The organism is Streptomyces sp. NPDC101151 (genome assembly GCF_044768335.1).
In the GTDB taxonomy this organism is placed as follows: Bacteria; Actinomycetota; Actinomycetes; order Streptomycetales; family Streptomycetaceae; genus Streptomyces.
Genome location: NZ_JBIWPP010000003.1, coordinates 1 through 16,602, shown reverse-complemented (window position 1 = coordinate 16,602; position 16,602 = coordinate 1). Strand labels below are relative to the sequence as shown.

Below are 16,602 nucleotides of genomic sequence, written 5' to 3'. Positions count from 1 at the left end.
CCTCCGCACGCCGATCGGGAATCCCGCATACCACTCTGACTGCCATCGCGTTCCGCGATGACAGGGGGTACGCTGCCGCCGTGTACGACCCCACGCATCTGCGTACGTTCCTGGCGGTGGCGCAGACGCTCAGCTTCACGCAGGCCGCCCGGCGGCTCGGGCTGCGCCAGTCCACGGTCAGCCAGCATGTGCGCCGTCTGGAGGACGCCACCGGCCGTCAGCTGTTCTCCCGGGACACCCACTCGGTGGAACTGACCGAGGACGGCGAGGCCATGCTGGGCTTCGCCCGCCGGCTGCTGGAGGTGCACGAGCAGGCGACGGCGTTCTTCACCGGCACCCGGGTGCGGGGCCGACTGCGCTTCGGCGCCTCGGAGGACTTCGTCCTCACCCGCCTGCCGGAGATCCTGGAGGGCTTCCGGCACGACCACCCGGAGGTCGATCTGGAGCTGACGGTGGAGCTGTCGGGCACCCTGCACGAGCAGCTGGCCGCGGGGAAGCTCGACCTGGTGCTGGCCAAGCGGCGCCCGCAGGATCCGCGCGGCGAGCTGGTGTGGCGCGACGACCTGGTGTGGATCGGCTCGGAACACCTCCGGCTGGAACCCGAGCGCCCGGTCCCGCTGATCGTGTATCCGCCGCCCGGCATCACCCGCGCCCGCGCCCTGGAGACGCTGGAGGCCCAGGGGCGCGAGTGGCGGATCGCGTGCACCAGCGGCAGCCTCAACGGCCTGATCGCCGCCGCCCGCGCCGGGCTCGGTGTCATGGCCCACTCACGGCGGCTGATTCCGCCGGGGCTGTTCCGGGTCCCGGACCGCTCCGGCCTGCCGGAGCTGGGCAAGATCGACTTCGTGCTCCTGCACGGCCGGGGGCGGGGCGCGGCCGAGGGCGCCGCGAACGCGCTGGCGGCGGCGGTCCTGACGGGCGGGGACCGGTTGCACCGGGGTCAGCGCGGCGGGCGCTGACAGGTCAGCTGCTCGATCCGGCGCAGGAACGGCGTGGTCTCCACGTGCCGCACCCCCTCCAGCCGGCCGAGGGGCCCGCCGAGACAGGCGTACAGGCTCGCGGTGTCACGGACGACCGCGGTGCCGGCGATGTGGGAGGGGCCGGCGTCCCGGAGCACACGCTGCGTGCCGCGTTCGCCTCGGGTCCGAACGGCGCGCTGATGGTCGCGGGCCTGGCCGGAATCACTGCGGCCGCGCTGGTGCTGATACGGGTGCGGACGCCGCTGCCGGCGCCGGGGGCGGCGTCCGGTGCGGTGCGGCAGGAGGTGGAAGCGGTACCTCCGCGCGGGTGACGGGCGGTGCCTCCAGGGGCGGTCCCGCGGCGTGCGGGGCCGTCTTTTGCCTGCGTGTGGCCGGGGCCGAGGGCCGTAAGCGGGTCGTACAGATTCGGTGGAGATTACGGCACCGAAACTTACTGACCCGTCAGTATTGTGTCCGGCCCTTCCCCATGTGAGGGCATTTTCCGGTCACTGCCCGGGAAGAGTGCGAGGTTTGCTCGGTTTCCGTACCCCTCCCGTCCGACGATCGGGTGGGGTAGCTTTCACGGCGCTGAAGCGGAGCATCGCGGGCGTGCCCGAGGAAAAAGGAACGGGGAGCGAGGTTTGCGCGAGTTCACCACCCCTCCGTTGGCGTCGGCGCCGCCCGTGGGCGGTCTGGCCGATGTCGTGTTCGAGCATGCCCGGACGGATCCGCTGCATCTCGCGCTGGGCCGCAAGGACGAGTCGGGGCAGTGGCGGGACGTGACGTCCGCCGAGTTCCGTGACGAGGTCCTCGCCCTGGCCAAGGGGCTCCTCGCCCGCGGCGTCCGGTTCGGCGACCGCGTCGCGATCATGTCCCGCACGCGCTACGAGTGGACCCTCTTCGACTTCGCGCTGTGGACGATCGGCGCCCAGGTGATCCCGATCTACCCGACGTCCTCGGCCGAGCAATGCTTCTGGATGCTGTACGACGCCGAGGTCTCCGCGGCGATCGTGGAGAACGAGGACCACGCGATGACCATCGCCACCGTCATCGACCGGCTCCCGCAGCTGCGCCAGCTGTGGCAGCTGGACGCGGGCTGTGTGCGGGAGCTGTACGACGCCGGCGCGCATCTGGACGACGAGGTGGTGCACCGGCACCGGCAGGCGGTCACCCCGGACTCGATCGCCACGATCATCTACACCTCGGGCACGACCGGCCGCCCCAAGGGCTGTGTGCTTTCGCACGCGAACTTCATGTTCGAGGCGGACACCATGATCGAGCGGTGGGAGCCGGTCTTCAGCTCCAAGAAGGACGACGCGGCCTCCACACTGCTGTTCCTGCCGCTGGCGCACGTCTTCGGGCGGATGGTGGAGGTCGCCGCGATCCGCGGCCGGGTCCGTTTCGGGCACCAGCCGCAGCTGCACGCGGCCGCACTGCTGCCGGACCTGGCCGCGTTCCGGCCGACGTTCATCCTCGCCGTGCCCTACATCTTCGAGAAGGTGTTCAACGCGGCCCGGCGCAAGGCGGAGAAGGACGGCAAGTCGGGGCCGTTCGAGAAGGCGGTCGAGGTCGCCGTGCGGTACGCCGACGCCGTCGAGGCCAAGGCCTGGGGCACCGGTCCGGGGCCGTCGGCGGCCCTCAGGATGCAGCACCAGCTGTTCGACAAGCTCGTGTACGCGAAGGTGCGTGCGGCGATGGGCGGGCGCATCCGGAACGCGATGTCCGGCGGTTCGGCGATGGACCGCCGGCTGGGGCTGTTCTTCGCGGGCGCGGGCGTGCAGATCTTCGAAGGCTACGGACTGACCGAGTCGACGGCGGCGGCGACCGCCAACCCGCCCGAGCAGACCCGCTACGGCACGGTCGGCCAGGCCATCCCGGGAGTCACCGTGCACATCGCGGACGACGGGGAGATCTGGCTGCACGGCGGCAACATCTTCCAGGGCTATCTCAACAATCAGAAGGCCACCGACGAGACGCTGCACGACGGCTGGCTCGCCACCGGCGACCTCGGCTCCCTCGACGAGGACGGCTATCTGACCATCACCGGCCGCAAGAAGGAGATCCTGGTGACCTCCGGCGGCAAGAGCGTCTCCCCCGGTGTCCTGGAGGAGCGGGTCCGCGACCATCCGCTGGTCAACCAGTGCATCGTGGTCGGCAACGACCGCCCGTACATCGCCGCCCTGGTCACCCTCGACCAGGAGGCCGTCGAGCACTGGCTGCAGATGCGCGGCAAGCCGAAGCTGACGCCCGCCCAGCTGGTGCGGGACCCGGACCTGGAGACGGAGGTGCGGCGGGCGGTGGTCGCCGCCAACACCCTCGTCTCCCAGGCCGAGTCGATCCGCACCTTCCGCATCCTGGCGCAGCCGTTCACCGAAGAGCACGGCTTGCTGACACCGTCGCTGAAGCTGAAGCGGAAGGCGATCGAGAACGCGTACGAGAGCGAGGTCGAGGCCCTCTACCGGGCCTGATGCCTCGTCAGCTGATCGTCACCTTGAGTATTTTGTCGGATCCGTCCGCCGCGCCTCCGTTGTTGTCGCAGTTGGTGGTGGACAGCCACAGCTGGTCGGCGCCCGGCACCTTGGTGACGGTCCGCAGCCGGCCGTAGGTGCCGACGTAGTACGCGGTCGGGGTGCCGACCTTCTCGGTGTCCCCGCTGATCGGGATGCGCCACAGCCGTTCGCCGCGCAGGGACGCCATGTAGACGACGTTGCGGACGATGGCGATGCCGCTGGGCGAGGCCTCGGAGACGTTCCAGGTGGCCTTCGGGTTGGTCATGCCGGAGACGCTGCAGTTGCCCTCGCAGGTGGGCCAGCCGTAGTTGGCGCCCGGCTTGATGAGGTTCAGCTCGTCCTTGGAGCTGTTGCCGAACTCGGCCTCCCACAGGCGCCCGTTGCGGTCGAAGGCGAGGCCCTGCGGGTTCCGGTGGCCCAGGGAGTACAGGTAGGTGCCGAACGGGTTGCCGGGGGCCGGCTTGCCGTCGGTCGTCATACGCAGGATCTTGCCGTTGAGGGAGTTCTTGTCCTGCGCGAGGTCGGGTGTCTGGGCCTCTCCGGTGGAGACGTACAGATAGCCGTCGGGGCCGAAGAGGAGGCGGCCGCCGTTGTGGTAGCGGTTCTTCTTGATGCCCTGGAGCAGGACCTTGTAGTCGGTGAGCTTGGTGCCGTCGTAGGTCATCCGGGCCACCCGGTTGCCTTCGGACGCGGTGTGCATGAAGTAGACGTAGTGGTCGGTGTCCCACTTCGGGTCGACGGCCACCCCGAGCAGACCGCCCTCTCCGTTGGTGGTGACCGCGTTGGGCACCGTGCCCACCTGGGTCCTGGTGCCGCTCTTGGTCAGCTTCCAGACCCGGAAGTCGTCGCGCTCGGTGACCAGGGCCGACTGGCCGTCGGGCATCCAGTAGGTGCCCCAGGGGATGGTCCAGCCGCTGGAGAGGGTGGAGATGGAGGACGGGACGCCGCCGTCCGTCGCGCACGCCTTGGTGATGAAGTTCACCGTGTTGCTCTCGGGCGAGACATTGCCCGCGGCGTCGCGGGCGACGACGTTCAGCGAGTACGGGCTGTTGCAGGCGAGCCCGGTCAGCGAGGTCGACGTGCCGCTCGTGACGGTCTTGTAGACCGTCGTGTCGCTGCGCACGTCGTAGGCGACGACCGCCGTGTCGTCCGTCGAGGCGCCCCAGCTCAGGTCGGCGCTGTTCGCGGTGACATCGGCGGCGGAGAGCGTGCCCGGCTTGGTCGGCGGGGTGGTGTCGGAGCTGGGCTTGGTGGTGCAGTCGACGACGGGGCTGGCGGAGGAGGTGTTGCCGGCCGCGTCGCGGGCGATGACGGTCAGGTTGTAGGTGGTGTTGGGGCTCAGGCCGGTCAGGGCCTTCGAGGTCGAACGCCCCGGTGCCTCACCGATCTTGTTGCCGTGCTCGTAGAGGTCGTACGCGGCCACGCCCACGTCGTCCGTCGAGGCGCCCCAGGCCAGGGTGAGCCCGTTCTCGCCGATGTCCGAGCAGCTTGGCCGGCCGGGACGGGTCGGGGCCTGGGTGTCGGCCGCAGTGTCGACGCTGATGCGGTCGAGATTGGGGCCGCCGTTGGCGGTGGTGGCGGTCGCGCGGACCTTGTTGGAGCCCGCCTTCAGGGGGATGTTGACGGTCTTGGTTGCCCAGGTGTTCCAGTCGGCGGTGGCCGGGAAGGACACGCCGGAGGCGACGACCGTACCGTCCACGGAGATGTCCATGGGCCGGTCGACGGCGGTGCCGTTGGCGTACCGGAAGGACACCGCCGAGGTGGCCGCGGAGGCCGCACTCACCGAGAACTCCACATAGGAGCCCTTGATGTTGGTGTAGTCGACGAAGCCGGTGCCGGTGTACCCGGTGTGGTTGGTGGCCACGGTGCCCTGCGAGATCTGGGCGCTCTCGGCCTGGTAGTCGGTGGCGGCGAGCGCGGTGCCCTGGCTCAGGCCCGCGAGGGGCAGGGCGAGGGCCGTGGCGACGCCGTACGGCAGAACACTCTTGAGATTCATGGGGGTTCCCCTCAACCCGTGTACTGGGTGAAGATCTTGAGGTAGTCGTAGGGCTGCTGCGAGACGCCGCTGCAGGAGTCGCCGTCGGTGCCCGAGCCGCAGGGGCGGTCGCGGTTGACGGACCAGTAGGTGAGGCGCCCGATGTGATGCTGTTGGGCGTAGGCGAGCATGGTCTTGAAGTCGGCGACGCGGACGCGCTCGCCGGAGTCGTCGGTCTTTCCGTTCATCGACGACAGTCCGACGTGGGCGTAAGCGGTCGAGTCGCCGTAGCCGTACGCCGACTTGACCCGGGCCTTGAGGCCTTCCATGGCCTGGGTGGTGAGCGTGCCCATGTTGGTGGCGCCGCCGCCGAAGTCGAACGGCATGATGCACCAGACGTCGTTCGCCAGACCGGAGTTCGCGGCCCGCTTGATCATGTCGACGCCGGTGGAGTCGGGGCCGCTGCTCGTCGTGCCGAAGGTGATGACCGTCTTGAGGCCCGGGTTGTCCGCCTTCACCGTCTTCAACGCGTCCACGACCCGCTGCCGCACGGTGGCGTTGGACCACTCGGTGTTCTCGATGTCGATGTCGAGGACCTTCAGCTTGTAGGCGCTGATCACCTTCTGGTACGCGCTTGCGAGCCTGGCGGCGCTGGAGCACTTCTCGCCGAGCTTGGCGCCGCTCCAGCCGCCGACGGAGACGACGACGTCACCGCCGGCGTCTCTGATTGCGTTGATCTTGGACTGGTCGTTGCCGCCGGTCAGCGGGCGTGAGCCGTCCCACTTGGGGTTGCAGGTTCCGTCGGACAGGATGAACGCCAAGGTGAACCACTTGACGCCCGTCGCGGACATCACGGAGGTCGGGTTCTGGGGGTTGCCCCAGCCGAGGTACTCATAGGGGGCGACGGCCATGCCCGGTGAAGCGGCGGCCGCCTTCGGAGAGCTGACGGGCTTGACCCGGATCAGCCGGGTCTCCCCGGGGCGCAGGGTCGCGCCGTACGTGTCCGCGACCGTGCCCTTGTGCGAGCCGGACCACAGGTCCGTGACGTCGCCGGAGCCGGTGAAGCCGACCTGCGACCAGTTCACGCTGACCGTCGAGTTGCCGGAGGTCCCGGTGTTGAACAGCGCCACCACGTAGTCACCGCTGCTCTCGCGTTTGCTCCAGACCTGCTTGACGCCGCTGTTCACGATCCGCTTCGCGGCCACGCCGTCCTGGTCGACGGCGATCAGCCGGTCGTTGGTGAGCATCGCCTTGTCGACGGAGTCGAGATGGGTGAGGTCGGTACCGAGCAACAGCGGAGAGGCGGCCATCGCCCAGAGGGTGAAGTGCGAGCGCCGCTGGTCGGCCCTCAGGCCCACCTGGTCGCCGTTGCCGATTTCCAGGGAGTCCAGGTCGTTCCAGCCGCCGGGCCCCGCGTACGGCTGCCAGGACGCCGCCGTGTTGAAGCGGGCCGAGACGTGGGACCAGTCGGTGAGCGGATAGCCGCTGCCGTTGGAACCGGGGCCGCAGTAGCACTCCACGTCGCCCTGGGTACGCCAACTGTTCGCCAGCTTCCGCCAGTTAACAGCGTCGGCGATCGGGAGGTTGTTGGAGAGCGCGAAGTCGATGGGCCGTCCGCTGGCGCGCAGCGCCTTGTCCCAGGCCCGGACGTCGGGGACGTCCTGACTGCCCACTCCATCGATCTTCAGGTAGTCGACTCCCCAGGAGGCGAACTGCTTCGCCCAGGAGTTCACGAACTCCTGAGCACCCGGCTTGGAGTAGTCGATGTAGTACATGTTCTTGCAGTTGTAGTTCTTCTCGGTCTTCGAGGTGTCCGCGATGTCCTTCGCGTGGTACGAGGTGCCCTCGATCGGGGTGTTCTTGGTGACGGCGTTCTTCGCGATGCCGGGCGTCACGTAGAAACCGAACTTCAGGCCCTTGGAGTGGACGTAGTCGGCGAGCGCCCTGATACCGCCGGGGAACTTGGCCGTGTCGACCGCCCAGCGGCCGTAGTTGTCGACGACGAAGCCGCTCGAGTCGCACTTCTGCCAGAAGTCGTCGAGGTTGACGTAGACGAAGCCGTGGCCCTTCAGGCCGCTCGACGCGAGCGCGTCGGCCTGGGCCTCGATCTTCACTTCGGTGGGCCACCGACGCACGAAGCTCCAGCTGCTCCAGCCCATGGCGGGCCGGACGGACCGGCCGTTGTCGGAGGCGGCCGCGGGCTGGGCGGTGCCCACGAGCGGCACCGCCGCCGCGACGAGCAGACCGGCCACCGCGGCCGTGAGTGATCTGAACCGGTTCATGACTGTCCCCCGTTCACGGGCGTCGCGTAGGACGTGCCGATCCACGCCTCGTCGACGCGCAGCCGCTTGTAACGTGTCGTGTCGGTGGAGGCGGCCCAGGTGGTGTCGACCTCGAGGCGGACGTAGCGTGCGTTGGCCCCGGTGAGATCAATTCCCTGGATGCCACGGTGACTTGGGACCTGCCCGGTCTTGACCGCACTCCCCCAGGTCGAGCCGTCGTTGCTCAGGTACACCTTGTAGTCCTTGATCCGCGCCGACTGCTCGGTGGCGGAGCGGGCGTAGGCGACGGAGTCCTCGCGCTGGTTGAGGCCGATGTACCGGACGTTCTTGGCCGAGCCGAGGTCGAAGGTGAGGTTGACGGGCAGGGTCTTGTTGTTGTCCCAGTAGGTGAGGTGGTCGCCGTCGCCGGCGGCCGACCCCGCGTGTCCGCTCGCGGAGGCGCTCGCGGACACCTTGACACCGCTGAGGATGCCCTGCCGGCCGGCGCTGGTGACCTTGAAGACGGTGTCGTACTGGTCCCAGTCGCCGAGCCCGGTCAGGGTCAGCACGCCCCCGGACTGCGACCAGGAAACAGGCTTGCTGGTACGGAGGTTGGTGACGGAGGCGATGCGGTAGCCGTTGTCGCGGATGCGCAGGGTGCTGGTGCCGGGCGGGGTCAGGACGTGGATGTACTGCCGGTTCGGGTCACCCTTGGCGATGGTCGTCACCCCGTGGGCGCCGTCGTTCCAGAAGCCGGGCTTGAGGCCGCCGTACATATAGCCGCCGCCCTCGGTGCCGTGCAGGGACTCCCAGACGGGGGCAAGGTAGGAGGCGGCGAAGGTGTTGAAAGAGGCCTGGTTGGACGGGAACTTGCCGTTGACCTGAGCCGTCTCGGCCATCAACGACTTCACCGAGGAGCCGGCGTCGGTGACCAGTCTGCCGAGGGTGATTTTCCTGTCCACGGACGGATTGGAGCCGTCGTACCACCAGGCTCCGGTCGAGGGCAGTTTGAAGTCGGCTTCGGTCAGGCGGGGTTGGGCCGTGTAGACCGCCTGCGGGTAGTCGTAGGCGGGCGTCATCCCCGTCTTCTGCTCGTTGCTGATCATGTCCATGATCGGCGTGTCTTCGTTGTTGTTGCTGAGCGTGTAGTTGGGGCGCTTCTGGTAGATCTGCGCGTAGAGGTTGTGGCTCTCCCAGTACGCGTTGTCGTTGTCGATCCAGAAGCCGCCGAGGTCGGGATAGCGGTCCATGACCTCGAAGAAGTTGTCGTAACTGAACTGTCCGAAGCCGTCGTTGGTGGTCAGGTCGATGTTCTTGCCCTTGTAGGCGGAGTACGCGGCCGAGTCGAGCCACTCGTGGCCGCCCTCGTCGTGCCACTGGGGGTCGTTGGTCATGTAGAGGACGACCTTCATGCCCTTGGCCTTGGCGGCGCTGATCAGCTCGCCGAGGAAGTCCCGCTTGGTGGAGCAGGATCCGGGGATCTTCGACGGCCAGGGGCGGGCGTAGCCGAGTCGGCTGTGGAAGGTGGCGAGGACCAGGTACTGGGTGTGCAGCTTCTGCGCCTCGTTCACCCAGTAGTCCGGGGTCCAGCCGCCGTTCGTGACGTCCTTCTCCCAGGTGGAGCAGCTGGTGTGGGCGGGGGCGGTGCGCAGGCCCCAGTGCAGGAAGAGACCGCCGACGGAGGCACGCAGGAAGTCCTGGCGCGGGTTCTCCAGGTCGAGCGGCCCGGCCTTCGTACCGCAGTCCTGACCGCCCGAGACCCGCAGCGCGCCACCGGACGTGTTGTGACTGTCCGTCAGGCAGGATCCGGTGGTGTCCTGGAAGCTCACGTCGAAGGGCGAGTTGCTCCCCTTCTGGGCCGTGAAGCGGGTGAAACGGATGTTGCTCGCCGCGTTGGCGATGACCGCCGGGCGGCCGTCGTTCGCGGCGAACTTCACCGAGCTGTCGGCGAATTGGACATTGTCGGCGTTGTGGACGTACCAGCCGTAGGCCGGCCGGGTGCCGATCGACTTCGGGTTGTAGTCCTTGGGGTCGTTGCTCGGGACACCGGTGGACATGGTGCCGTTGCCGCCGGGGACCGTGATGTCGACGTTGTTGAGGGTCACGTCCTTGATCCGGTGGCCGCTCTCGCCCCACAGGCTCGGGCTGAGGGACGGGCTGGTGCCGGTGGCCGTGATGTTGTCGTAGGTGATGTCGCTGATCGAGCCGACGCCCGGACTGTTGCCGCACCGCTTCCGCGTGCCGATCTTCTGCATGATCGGTGAGTGGACGCCGGTCATGGTGATGTCGCGGTAGTGGACGTCGGAGATCTTCGCGCCGTCCATGGAGACCATGCCGAGGCCGGACTTGTCGGCGCCCTCGATACGGATGTTCTCGAACCGGTAGTCGGAGAAGTCGCCGCAGGTCTCGGAGCCGAACATCAGGGCGTTGCAGCATCTGGCCGACAGGTACGAGTCGTTCACCCGCACATGGCCGTTGGGGAGCTTGGCGCCGAGGGCGTAGTCGCTCTTGAAGACCAGGGCGTCGTCGTTGGCCCTGATGTTCGCGTTCGTCACCGTGACACCGGTCGTGGAGATGATGTTCCAGCCGTCGCGGTCGCTCACGGTGTCGATGGTGAGATGGTCCGAGGTGACGTTCTTGCAGCCGTTGATCAGCGCCGCGAAGTGGCCGCCGCGGCGCAGGGTGAGGCCGTCGCCGAGGCGCAGTCCGTCGCAGCGGGTCAGCGAGATGATCTTGTCGGCCTCGCCGGACTTCGGGTTGCCGGTGATGAGGTTGCCGGCTCCGTCGATGACCCCGCCGCCGGTGAAGCCGATGTTCGTGAGCCGGTCGCCGTAGATCATCGCGTTGTGGAAGTGGCTGTGCCCGTAGTCCTGGTACTTGTCGTAGGCGTTGGACTCGGGCGGGTCGTAGGTGTCCGCGGAGGAGCCCTGGATCGTGGCGCCCGTGTCGACCTGGAGCGTCACATTGCTCTTCATGTGGATGGTGCTCTTGGACTTGTACGTGCCGGCCGGGAAGCGGACGGTACCGCCGCCTGCCGAATGCGCGGCGGTGACGGCCTTGTTGACGGCGGGGGTGTCGTTGGCGGACCCGTCGCCCTTGGCTCCGTAGTCGCGCACGTCGAAGACGGCGGCGGCGCGGTGCGAGGGCTGGGGGGCGGCGAGCGCGGTGGGGTGGGTGAGACCGAGAACGACGGCGAGGACGGACAGGACGGTCACCGCCGTACCTCTCCCGTGGGGGATGCTGGATCGCATGTGACGGCTCCTCAGACGAGTTGGTAGCCGCGGAGGTCGGTGAGCAGCAGGTAGGTGTCCTGCAGGGAGCCGGAGGTGTCGCCGAGGGAGCGGTAGATGCCCCACTTCGGGCGGACGCGGTCGGCGAGGAAGGTGTCGACGCCGGTCCTCGACTTGTCGATCACCGTCGTGGATCCGCTCTTGAGGATCCAGCGGACCGAACCGGCCGAGCCGTTGCCGACCTTGATCCGGAAGTCGACGTCGGTCCACTTGTCGTGCAGCGGGTCGAGGTCGGCGCGGCCCACCAGGATGTCGTCGTCCACGAGTTTCAGCTCGATGGTCTGCTTCCCTCCCCCGTCACGGCGCAGGGACTGGACGACGATCGGCGACGTGCCGTTGCCGGGCTGCTTCATCTGCATGATGTGCGTGAAGGTGGTGGTCGCCTTCAGGGAGCCCGGGATGTACATCGAGTAGGTGATCCGCCAGGTCTGGCCCGCGGTCCACTTGAGGTAGCTGCTGCCGCTCGTGCGCAGGCCGGTGACCTCCTGCCGCTGGCGGTCGGCCGACGTGTCGCGGTCGACCGTGTGCATGTCGAAGCGCCAGTTGTCGCCGGTGGCGCGGATGTGGGGGTGCCCGGCCGGGTGGGAGTCGGCACGGTCGTCCTCGACGGTCTCGAAGGCGCCGAGTCCGTCCCGGCTCGCCGACGGGGACCACTTGAGCTGCCACGACGCGGCCCGGGCCGGGGTCGCGGCCGGCCGGCCGACGGCGGCCCCTGCGGCGCCGCCCAGCGCGGTACCGAACAGCCTCCTTCTGGACGTGCTCATGACACTAATCTCCTCGCAGTTGCTCGTTCATGATCAGGAAGGCGCCCAGGCCGTGGAAATCGTCGGTGGCCCGGGTCCGGGCGGCGTAGTACGCGTAGTCGCCGACGTTCGTGCCGACGGAGATGTCGGCGAGGTTCGTGCGGCCGTCCGCGCCGACCGAGATCTTCGCCAGCACGCCCTGGTAGCCGCGCCGGGCGACGGCCGCGTAGTGCGGGTCGAGATACCCCTGCTGGACACCGCGCGAGAGGGCGTAGGTGAACATGCTGGAGCAGGAGGTCTCGGTCCAGTTGTCGCTCCGGCTCCCCTTGTCCATGACCTGGAACCAGCGGCCACTGGCCGGATCCTGGTACTTCTCCAGGCCTGCCGCCAGGCGCCGGAGGATGCCGAGGAGCGCGGGCCGCCGCGGCTGGTTCGCCGGGATCGCGTCGAGGACGTTCACGATCGCCATCGAGTACCAGCCCACCGCGCGGCACCAGTGCTCCGGGGCCAGCCCGGTCCGCGGGTCGGCCCAGCTCGCGGTCCTCGACTCGTCGTAGGCGTGCCTCAGCAAGCCGTTCGCCGTCTGGAGACGGCCGCCGTACACGGCGAGCTGCTCGGCCGCCTCGTCGTTCGTGTACGTGCTGTCGCCGAACTCCCTGCCGTACTCGACGAGGAACGGGTTCACCATATAGACGCCGTCCGCCCAGAGTTGGTGGGCGCGGCTGCTGTTGTCCGCGTGCCAGAAGCCGCCGTCGCCGGTGCGCGGGTAGGTCTTCAGACGGTCGCGGATCTTCTTCGCCGCCTTGCGGTAGCGGTCCTGGCCCGTCTCGTGGTGCAGGATCACCAGGAGGCGGCCGGCCTGCATGCTGTCCAGGTTGTTGAAGGACTGGCCGATGGAGCCGTCGCTCTTCACGAAGCGGTCGACATAGCTCTTGATGTAGGTGAGGTAGCGCGCGTCGTGGGTGCGCCGGTAGGTGAGGTACTGGCCGTAGAGGTAGAGCCCGACCGGGTACGACCAGCCGCCGATGCCGGCCGGCGTGTAGCGGGCCATGGTGGAGTCGACGACGGCGGTGGACCAGTCGGGGGCGGCGGCCGGCCGGTGCGCCGCGGGGGTGGCGGCGGCCGGGGGTGCGGCGGCGGGCAGCGCGGCCGGGCCGGCGGTGGCGAGCGCGAGTGCCGTCAGGGCCGCCCGCAGGCGTCGGCGTCTCATGTTCCTCCCTCTCGCTGGGCTTCTCGGTAGGCGTACGCGAGCCGCCTGGGCCCGCGGACGAGGTCGTGCACGAGGTGGTGGTCCGGGGCGTGCCGGCAGGCGGGGTCGGTGCGTGCGGGGTCACCGGTGAGGGCGTACGCCTGGCAGCGGCAGCCGCCGTGGTCGGTGCTGCGCAGGGCACAGCCGCGGCAGGGATCGGGCATCCAGGACTCGCCCCGGAAGGCGTTGAAGGCCTTCGACTCCTGCCAGATCCAGGCCAGTCGGTGCTCCCGGACGTTCGGCGGGTCCAGATTCGGCAGGGTGGCCGCGGCCGGGCAGGGCAGGACCGTGCCGTCGGGCGCCACGGTGAGCGAGATGCGGCCCCAGCCGCCCATGCACGGCTTCGCCGTGGCGTCCACCAGATCGGGGGCCACCCACACCAACTCCATCGACTCGCCGAGGCGTTCACGCCACCGGGCGACGGCCGAACGGGCCCGTTCGACCTGCCCTGATGTGGGCAGCAGGGCGGCCCGGTTGCGCTGCGCCCAGCCGTGGTACTGGGTGTGGGCCAGTTCGAGACGGTCCGCGCCCCACGCCACGGCGAGCCGGATCAGCTCGTCGAGGGCGTCGAGGTTGGCGCGGTGCAGGACGGCGTTGAGCCCGAGCGGCAGACCCGCCTCGCGGATCAGCCGCGCGGCACGCTCCTTCGCCGCGAACGACCGTACGCCCGCGATGCGTTCGGCGAGGTCGGGGTCCGCGTGCTGCACGGACAGCTGCACACTGCACAGGCCGGCCTCGGCCAGCCCGGCCAGCCGGCGCTCGCCCAGGCCCACCCCGCTGGTGACGAGCTGGGTGTACAGACCTGCCGTATCGGCGGCGGCCACCAGGTCGGGCAGGTCGCGGCGCAACAGCGGCTCGCCACCCGACAGATGAGTGTGCACGACTCCGAGGGCACCCGCCTGCCGGAACACCGAGGCCCACTGCTCAGTGGTCAGCTCTATTGACCGACCGACCAGTTCGACGGGGTTGGAGCAATACCCGCAGCGCAGCGGACAGGCGTGGGTGAGTTCGGCGAGCAGGGCCCACGGTGGTGCGACAGCCGTCATGTCAGCCAGCCCTCCTTCCGCAACCGGGCCAGGAAGTCGGGGACTTCGACGGCGACGGGTGCGCCCGGGAACCCGGCGGACAGCTCTGCGACGATGCGGTCCACGCTCCGGCTGCCGTCGCAGAGCCCGAGGACGGCGCCCGCGTGGCCGTGCAGGACGACCACGCGCTCCGGCAGCAGCAACAGATCCGTGTCCCGAACCGGGTCGTGCCGCAGCACCACCCCCCGGGCGAGGGCGGGACGCCAGGCCGTCGCCCCCGGGGCCCCGGGCGGGGGAGCCGGGCGCCACGCCGTCCCGCCAGGGGCGGAGGCCTGCGCAGCCGGACCGGGGGCAGGACGCCACGCCGTCACGGCCCGCTCCCGTCCGCCGCGGCGACCGCGTCCAGCAGCGCCCACAGCACCTCGCACTTGAAGGTGAGGGCGGCCACCGCCCGTTCCTGCTGCTCACGGGTGCGGGCCTGGGCGAGGACCAGGGCGAGGGCCTCCTCGCCGTCGCGGGCACCCTGGGTGACACGCGTGCGGAAGTAGGCGAGGCCGGCCGGGTCGATCCACGGGTAGTGCCGTTCGAAGGCGGCGATGCGGGTGCGCATCAGGTCCGGAGCGGACAGCTCGGTGAGCGAGGCGGCGATCGCGTCCAGCGTGGGACGCAGGCGGCAGAAGGTGACGTAGCCCTCGACCGCGAACCGCACACCGGACGGCACCCGGGAGGCGTCCCACAGCTCCTCGCGGCCGATTCCGGCCGCCTCGCCGAGCCGCAGCCAGCGCTCGATGCCGCCCTCGCTCCCCGGGCCGCCGTCACCCGTGCCGTCGTGGTCGCGGATGCGGCGCAGCCAGCGGCGGCGCTGCTCGGGCCGGTCGAGCCCCGCGAGGATCAGGGCGTCCTTGACGGGGATGTGCCGCTGGTAGTGGAAGCGGGCGGCGATCCATCGGCGCAGTTCGGCGGGGGTCAGCTCGCCACGGTGCATCCGGAGGTTGAACGGGTGCCGGTCGTGGTAGCGGGCGGCGGTGACGGCGCGCAGCCGCTCGGTGAACTCGGCGACCGGCCAGGCGGCGTCGGAGGGCGGGGCGGCCGTGGCCGCACCCGTGCGCGGAACGGTCCGGGCGTCCTCGATGTGCGGGACGGTCGTGCTCATGAGGCCTGGGGCGGCTCGGCCGGACGGCGGTCGGCGAGCGCGTAGGCAGTGACCTCGAGAGCGGTCTCCACGACCTGGTAACCGGGGCTTCGCCAGACCTTTTCATCGGATGTCTTCGGGTCCCGGTGGGCGGTACGAGGGGCCGTAAACAGGGTTTTGTTCATGTGTGCGTACCCGCTTTCCTGAGGGTGGGGGTTCTCAGAGGGCAGACAGCGGCCGTGGTCAGAGGCCGTTCACATGCATGCACCGGGTTCATCGACACGTCCGGTGGCGCGATACAGAGTCCCGGGATGACGGGCCGCGGTCAATGGTCCGAACCGATAACGTCGGATGCGTTTCCGGCCAATCTGCGCCTCCGGGAACTGACTCGCCGGTCAGTCGGTGCGGATTCCGCGGTCAGGAATGCATCATGGCGCGTGATCGTTGACGATGGGAGTACCACCTGTCGACAACCGAAGGATCAACAAGCTCGTGAGCAGCAAGGTCCCCCCGATCATCCTCAACAACGGCGTCGAGATGCCCCAGCTGGGCTTCGGCGTCTGGCAGGTGCCGGACGACGAGGCGGAGAGCGCCGTCGCCACGGCGCTCGAGGCCGGGTACCGCAGCATCGACACAGCGGCGATCTACGGCAACGAAGAGGGCACCGGCAAGGCCATCACCGCCTCAGGCCTGCCCCGCGAGGACATCTTCGTCACCACCAAGCTCTGGAACAGCGACCAGGGGTACGACTCCACGCTGCGCGCCTTCGACGCGTCGCTGGAGAAGCTGGGTCTCGACTATCTGGACCTGTACCTGATCCACTGGCCGCTGCCGTCCAGGGACAAGCACATCGACACCTACAAGGCGCTCGAGAAGCTGTACGCCGACGGCCGCGTCAAGGCGATCGGCGTGTCCAACTTCCTCCCCGAACACCTGCAGCGACTGATCGCGGAGACGTCGGTCATCCCGGCGGTCAACCAGATCGAGCTGCACCCGCATCTGCAGCAGCGTGCCGCGCGCGAGGTCCACGCGGAGCAGGGCATCGCCACCGAGGCCTGGTCGCCGCTCGGCCAGGGCAAGGGTCTGCTGGAGGTGCCGGCCGTCGTCGCCATCGCGCAGAAGCACAACCGCACGCCGGCCCAGGTCGTGCTGCGCTGGCACATCCAGCTCGGCAACATCGTGATCCCGAAGTCCGTGACGCCGTCGCGGATCAAGGAGAACATCGAGGTGTTCGACTTCAGCCTGGACGCCGAGGACCTCGCGGCCATCAGCGCCCTGAACGAGGACCGCCGGATCGGCCCGGACCCGGCCACGTTCGACATGGGCTGACACCCACACACGCGGCGGGCGGGGGGGCCCCCCCCCCCCGGGGGGGGGGGGGGGCCCCCGGGGCGCCCCCCCCCCCCCCGGGGGGGGGGCGGCGCCCGCCCCCGGGGCGGGGCCCCCGCAACGCCCCCC

13 protein-coding genes are annotated in these 16,602 nt (G+C 69.5%); 3 read left to right on the top strand and 10 right to left on the bottom strand.

The annotated features are described in order from the left end of the window. The first annotated feature begins 80 nt into the window (after nt 1–80). Complete coding sequence (locus ACIRU3_RS05935; protein WP_404051955.1) at nt 81–959, top strand: LysR substrate-binding domain-containing protein; 879 nt, start codon at nt 81–83, stop codon at nt 957–959. Here ACIRU3_RS05935 and ACIRU3_RS05930 read toward each other — a convergent pair. Beyond that, entirely contained in the window at nt 941–1,117 is a 177-nt protein-coding gene (locus tag ACIRU3_RS05930; RefSeq protein ID WP_404051952.1) for a hypothetical protein, read from the bottom strand. The two genes, ACIRU3_RS05935 and ACIRU3_RS05930, sit on opposite strands and share 19 nt — an antisense overlap. 483 nt (nt 1,118–1,600) lie before the next feature. On the opposite strand from ACIRU3_RS05930, the gene ACIRU3_RS05925 reads away from it, so the two are divergent. Continuing rightward, nucleotides 1,601–3,427 carry an AMP-dependent synthetase/ligase gene (locus ACIRU3_RS05925; RefSeq protein WP_404051949.1) on the top strand — a complete coding sequence of 609 codons (1,827 nt, stop codon included), beginning with the start codon at nt 1,601–1,603 and terminating at the stop codon, nt 3,425–3,427. A gap of 7 nt (nt 3,428–3,434) precedes the next feature. Here the strand turns inward: ACIRU3_RS05925 and ACIRU3_RS05920 are convergent, their stop codons facing one another. From ACIRU3_RS05920 to pqqA, 9 genes are read right to left on the bottom strand one after another with little or no spacing between them, the layout of a single operon-like run. Further along, entirely contained in the window at nt 3,435–5,465 is a 2,031-nt protein-coding gene (locus tag ACIRU3_RS05920) for a PQQ-dependent sugar dehydrogenase (protein WP_404051947.1), read from the bottom strand. 11 nt (nt 5,466–5,476) lie between these two features. Continuing rightward, complete coding sequence (locus ACIRU3_RS05915) at nt 5,477–7,726, bottom strand: alpha-galactosidase (RefSeq protein ID WP_404051945.1); 2,250 nt, start codon at nt 7,724–7,726, stop codon at nt 5,477–5,479. After that, nucleotides 7,723–10,956, bottom strand: coding sequence for a glycosyl hydrolase family 28 protein (locus tag ACIRU3_RS05910; protein ID WP_404051942.1), 3,234 nt, complete (start codon nt 10,954–10,956; stop codon nt 7,723–7,725). Before ACIRU3_RS05910 ends, ACIRU3_RS05915 begins: the two co-directional genes overlap by 4 nt. A gap of 11 nt (nt 10,957–10,967) precedes the next feature. Next, nucleotides 10,968–11,759, bottom strand: a complete 792-nt coding sequence (locus ACIRU3_RS05905; RefSeq protein WP_404051940.1) for a Tat pathway signal sequence domain protein — start codon at nt 11,757–11,759, stop codon at nt 10,968–10,970. Between the two features lie 4 nt (nt 11,760–11,763). Further along, nucleotides 11,764–12,948 carry a glycoside hydrolase family 105 protein gene (locus tag ACIRU3_RS05900; RefSeq protein WP_404051937.1) on the bottom strand — a complete coding sequence of 395 codons (1,185 nt, stop codon included), beginning with the start codon at nt 12,946–12,948 and terminating at the stop codon, nt 11,764–11,766. After that, nucleotides 12,945–14,033, bottom strand: a complete 1,089-nt coding sequence (pqqE, locus tag ACIRU3_RS05895) for a pyrroloquinoline quinone biosynthesis protein PqqE (RefSeq protein ID WP_404051934.1) — start codon at nt 14,031–14,033, stop codon at nt 12,945–12,947. The genes ACIRU3_RS05900 and pqqE overlap by 4 nt, the downstream gene beginning before the upstream one ends. Next, nucleotides 14,030–14,383: a pyrroloquinoline quinone biosynthesis peptide chaperone PqqD gene (pqqD, locus tag ACIRU3_RS05890; protein WP_404051931.1), complete on the bottom strand. Its 354-nt coding sequence runs from the start codon at nt 14,381–14,383 to the stop codon at nt 14,030–14,032. The genes pqqE and pqqD overlap by 4 nt, the downstream gene beginning before the upstream one ends. Continuing rightward, on the bottom strand, nt 14,380–15,165 hold the full coding sequence (gene pqqC, locus ACIRU3_RS05885; protein ID WP_404051928.1) for a pyrroloquinoline-quinone synthase PqqC: 786 nt from the start codon (nt 15,163–15,165) through the stop codon (nt 14,380–14,382). Before pqqC ends, pqqD begins: the two co-directional genes overlap by 4 nt. After that, nucleotides 15,162–15,329, bottom strand: a complete 168-nt coding sequence (gene pqqA / locus ACIRU3_RS05880; protein WP_404051926.1) for a pyrroloquinoline quinone precursor peptide PqqA — start codon at nt 15,327–15,329, stop codon at nt 15,162–15,164. The genes pqqC and pqqA overlap by 4 nt, the downstream gene beginning before the upstream one ends. A 307-nt stretch (nt 15,330–15,636) precedes the next feature. On the opposite strand from pqqA, the gene ACIRU3_RS05875 reads away from it, so the two are divergent. Beyond that, nucleotides 15,637–16,473, top strand: coding sequence for an aldo/keto reductase (locus ACIRU3_RS05875; RefSeq protein WP_404051923.1), 837 nt, complete (start codon nt 15,637–15,639; stop codon nt 16,471–16,473). Nucleotides 16,474–16,602 lie beyond the last annotated feature (129 nt).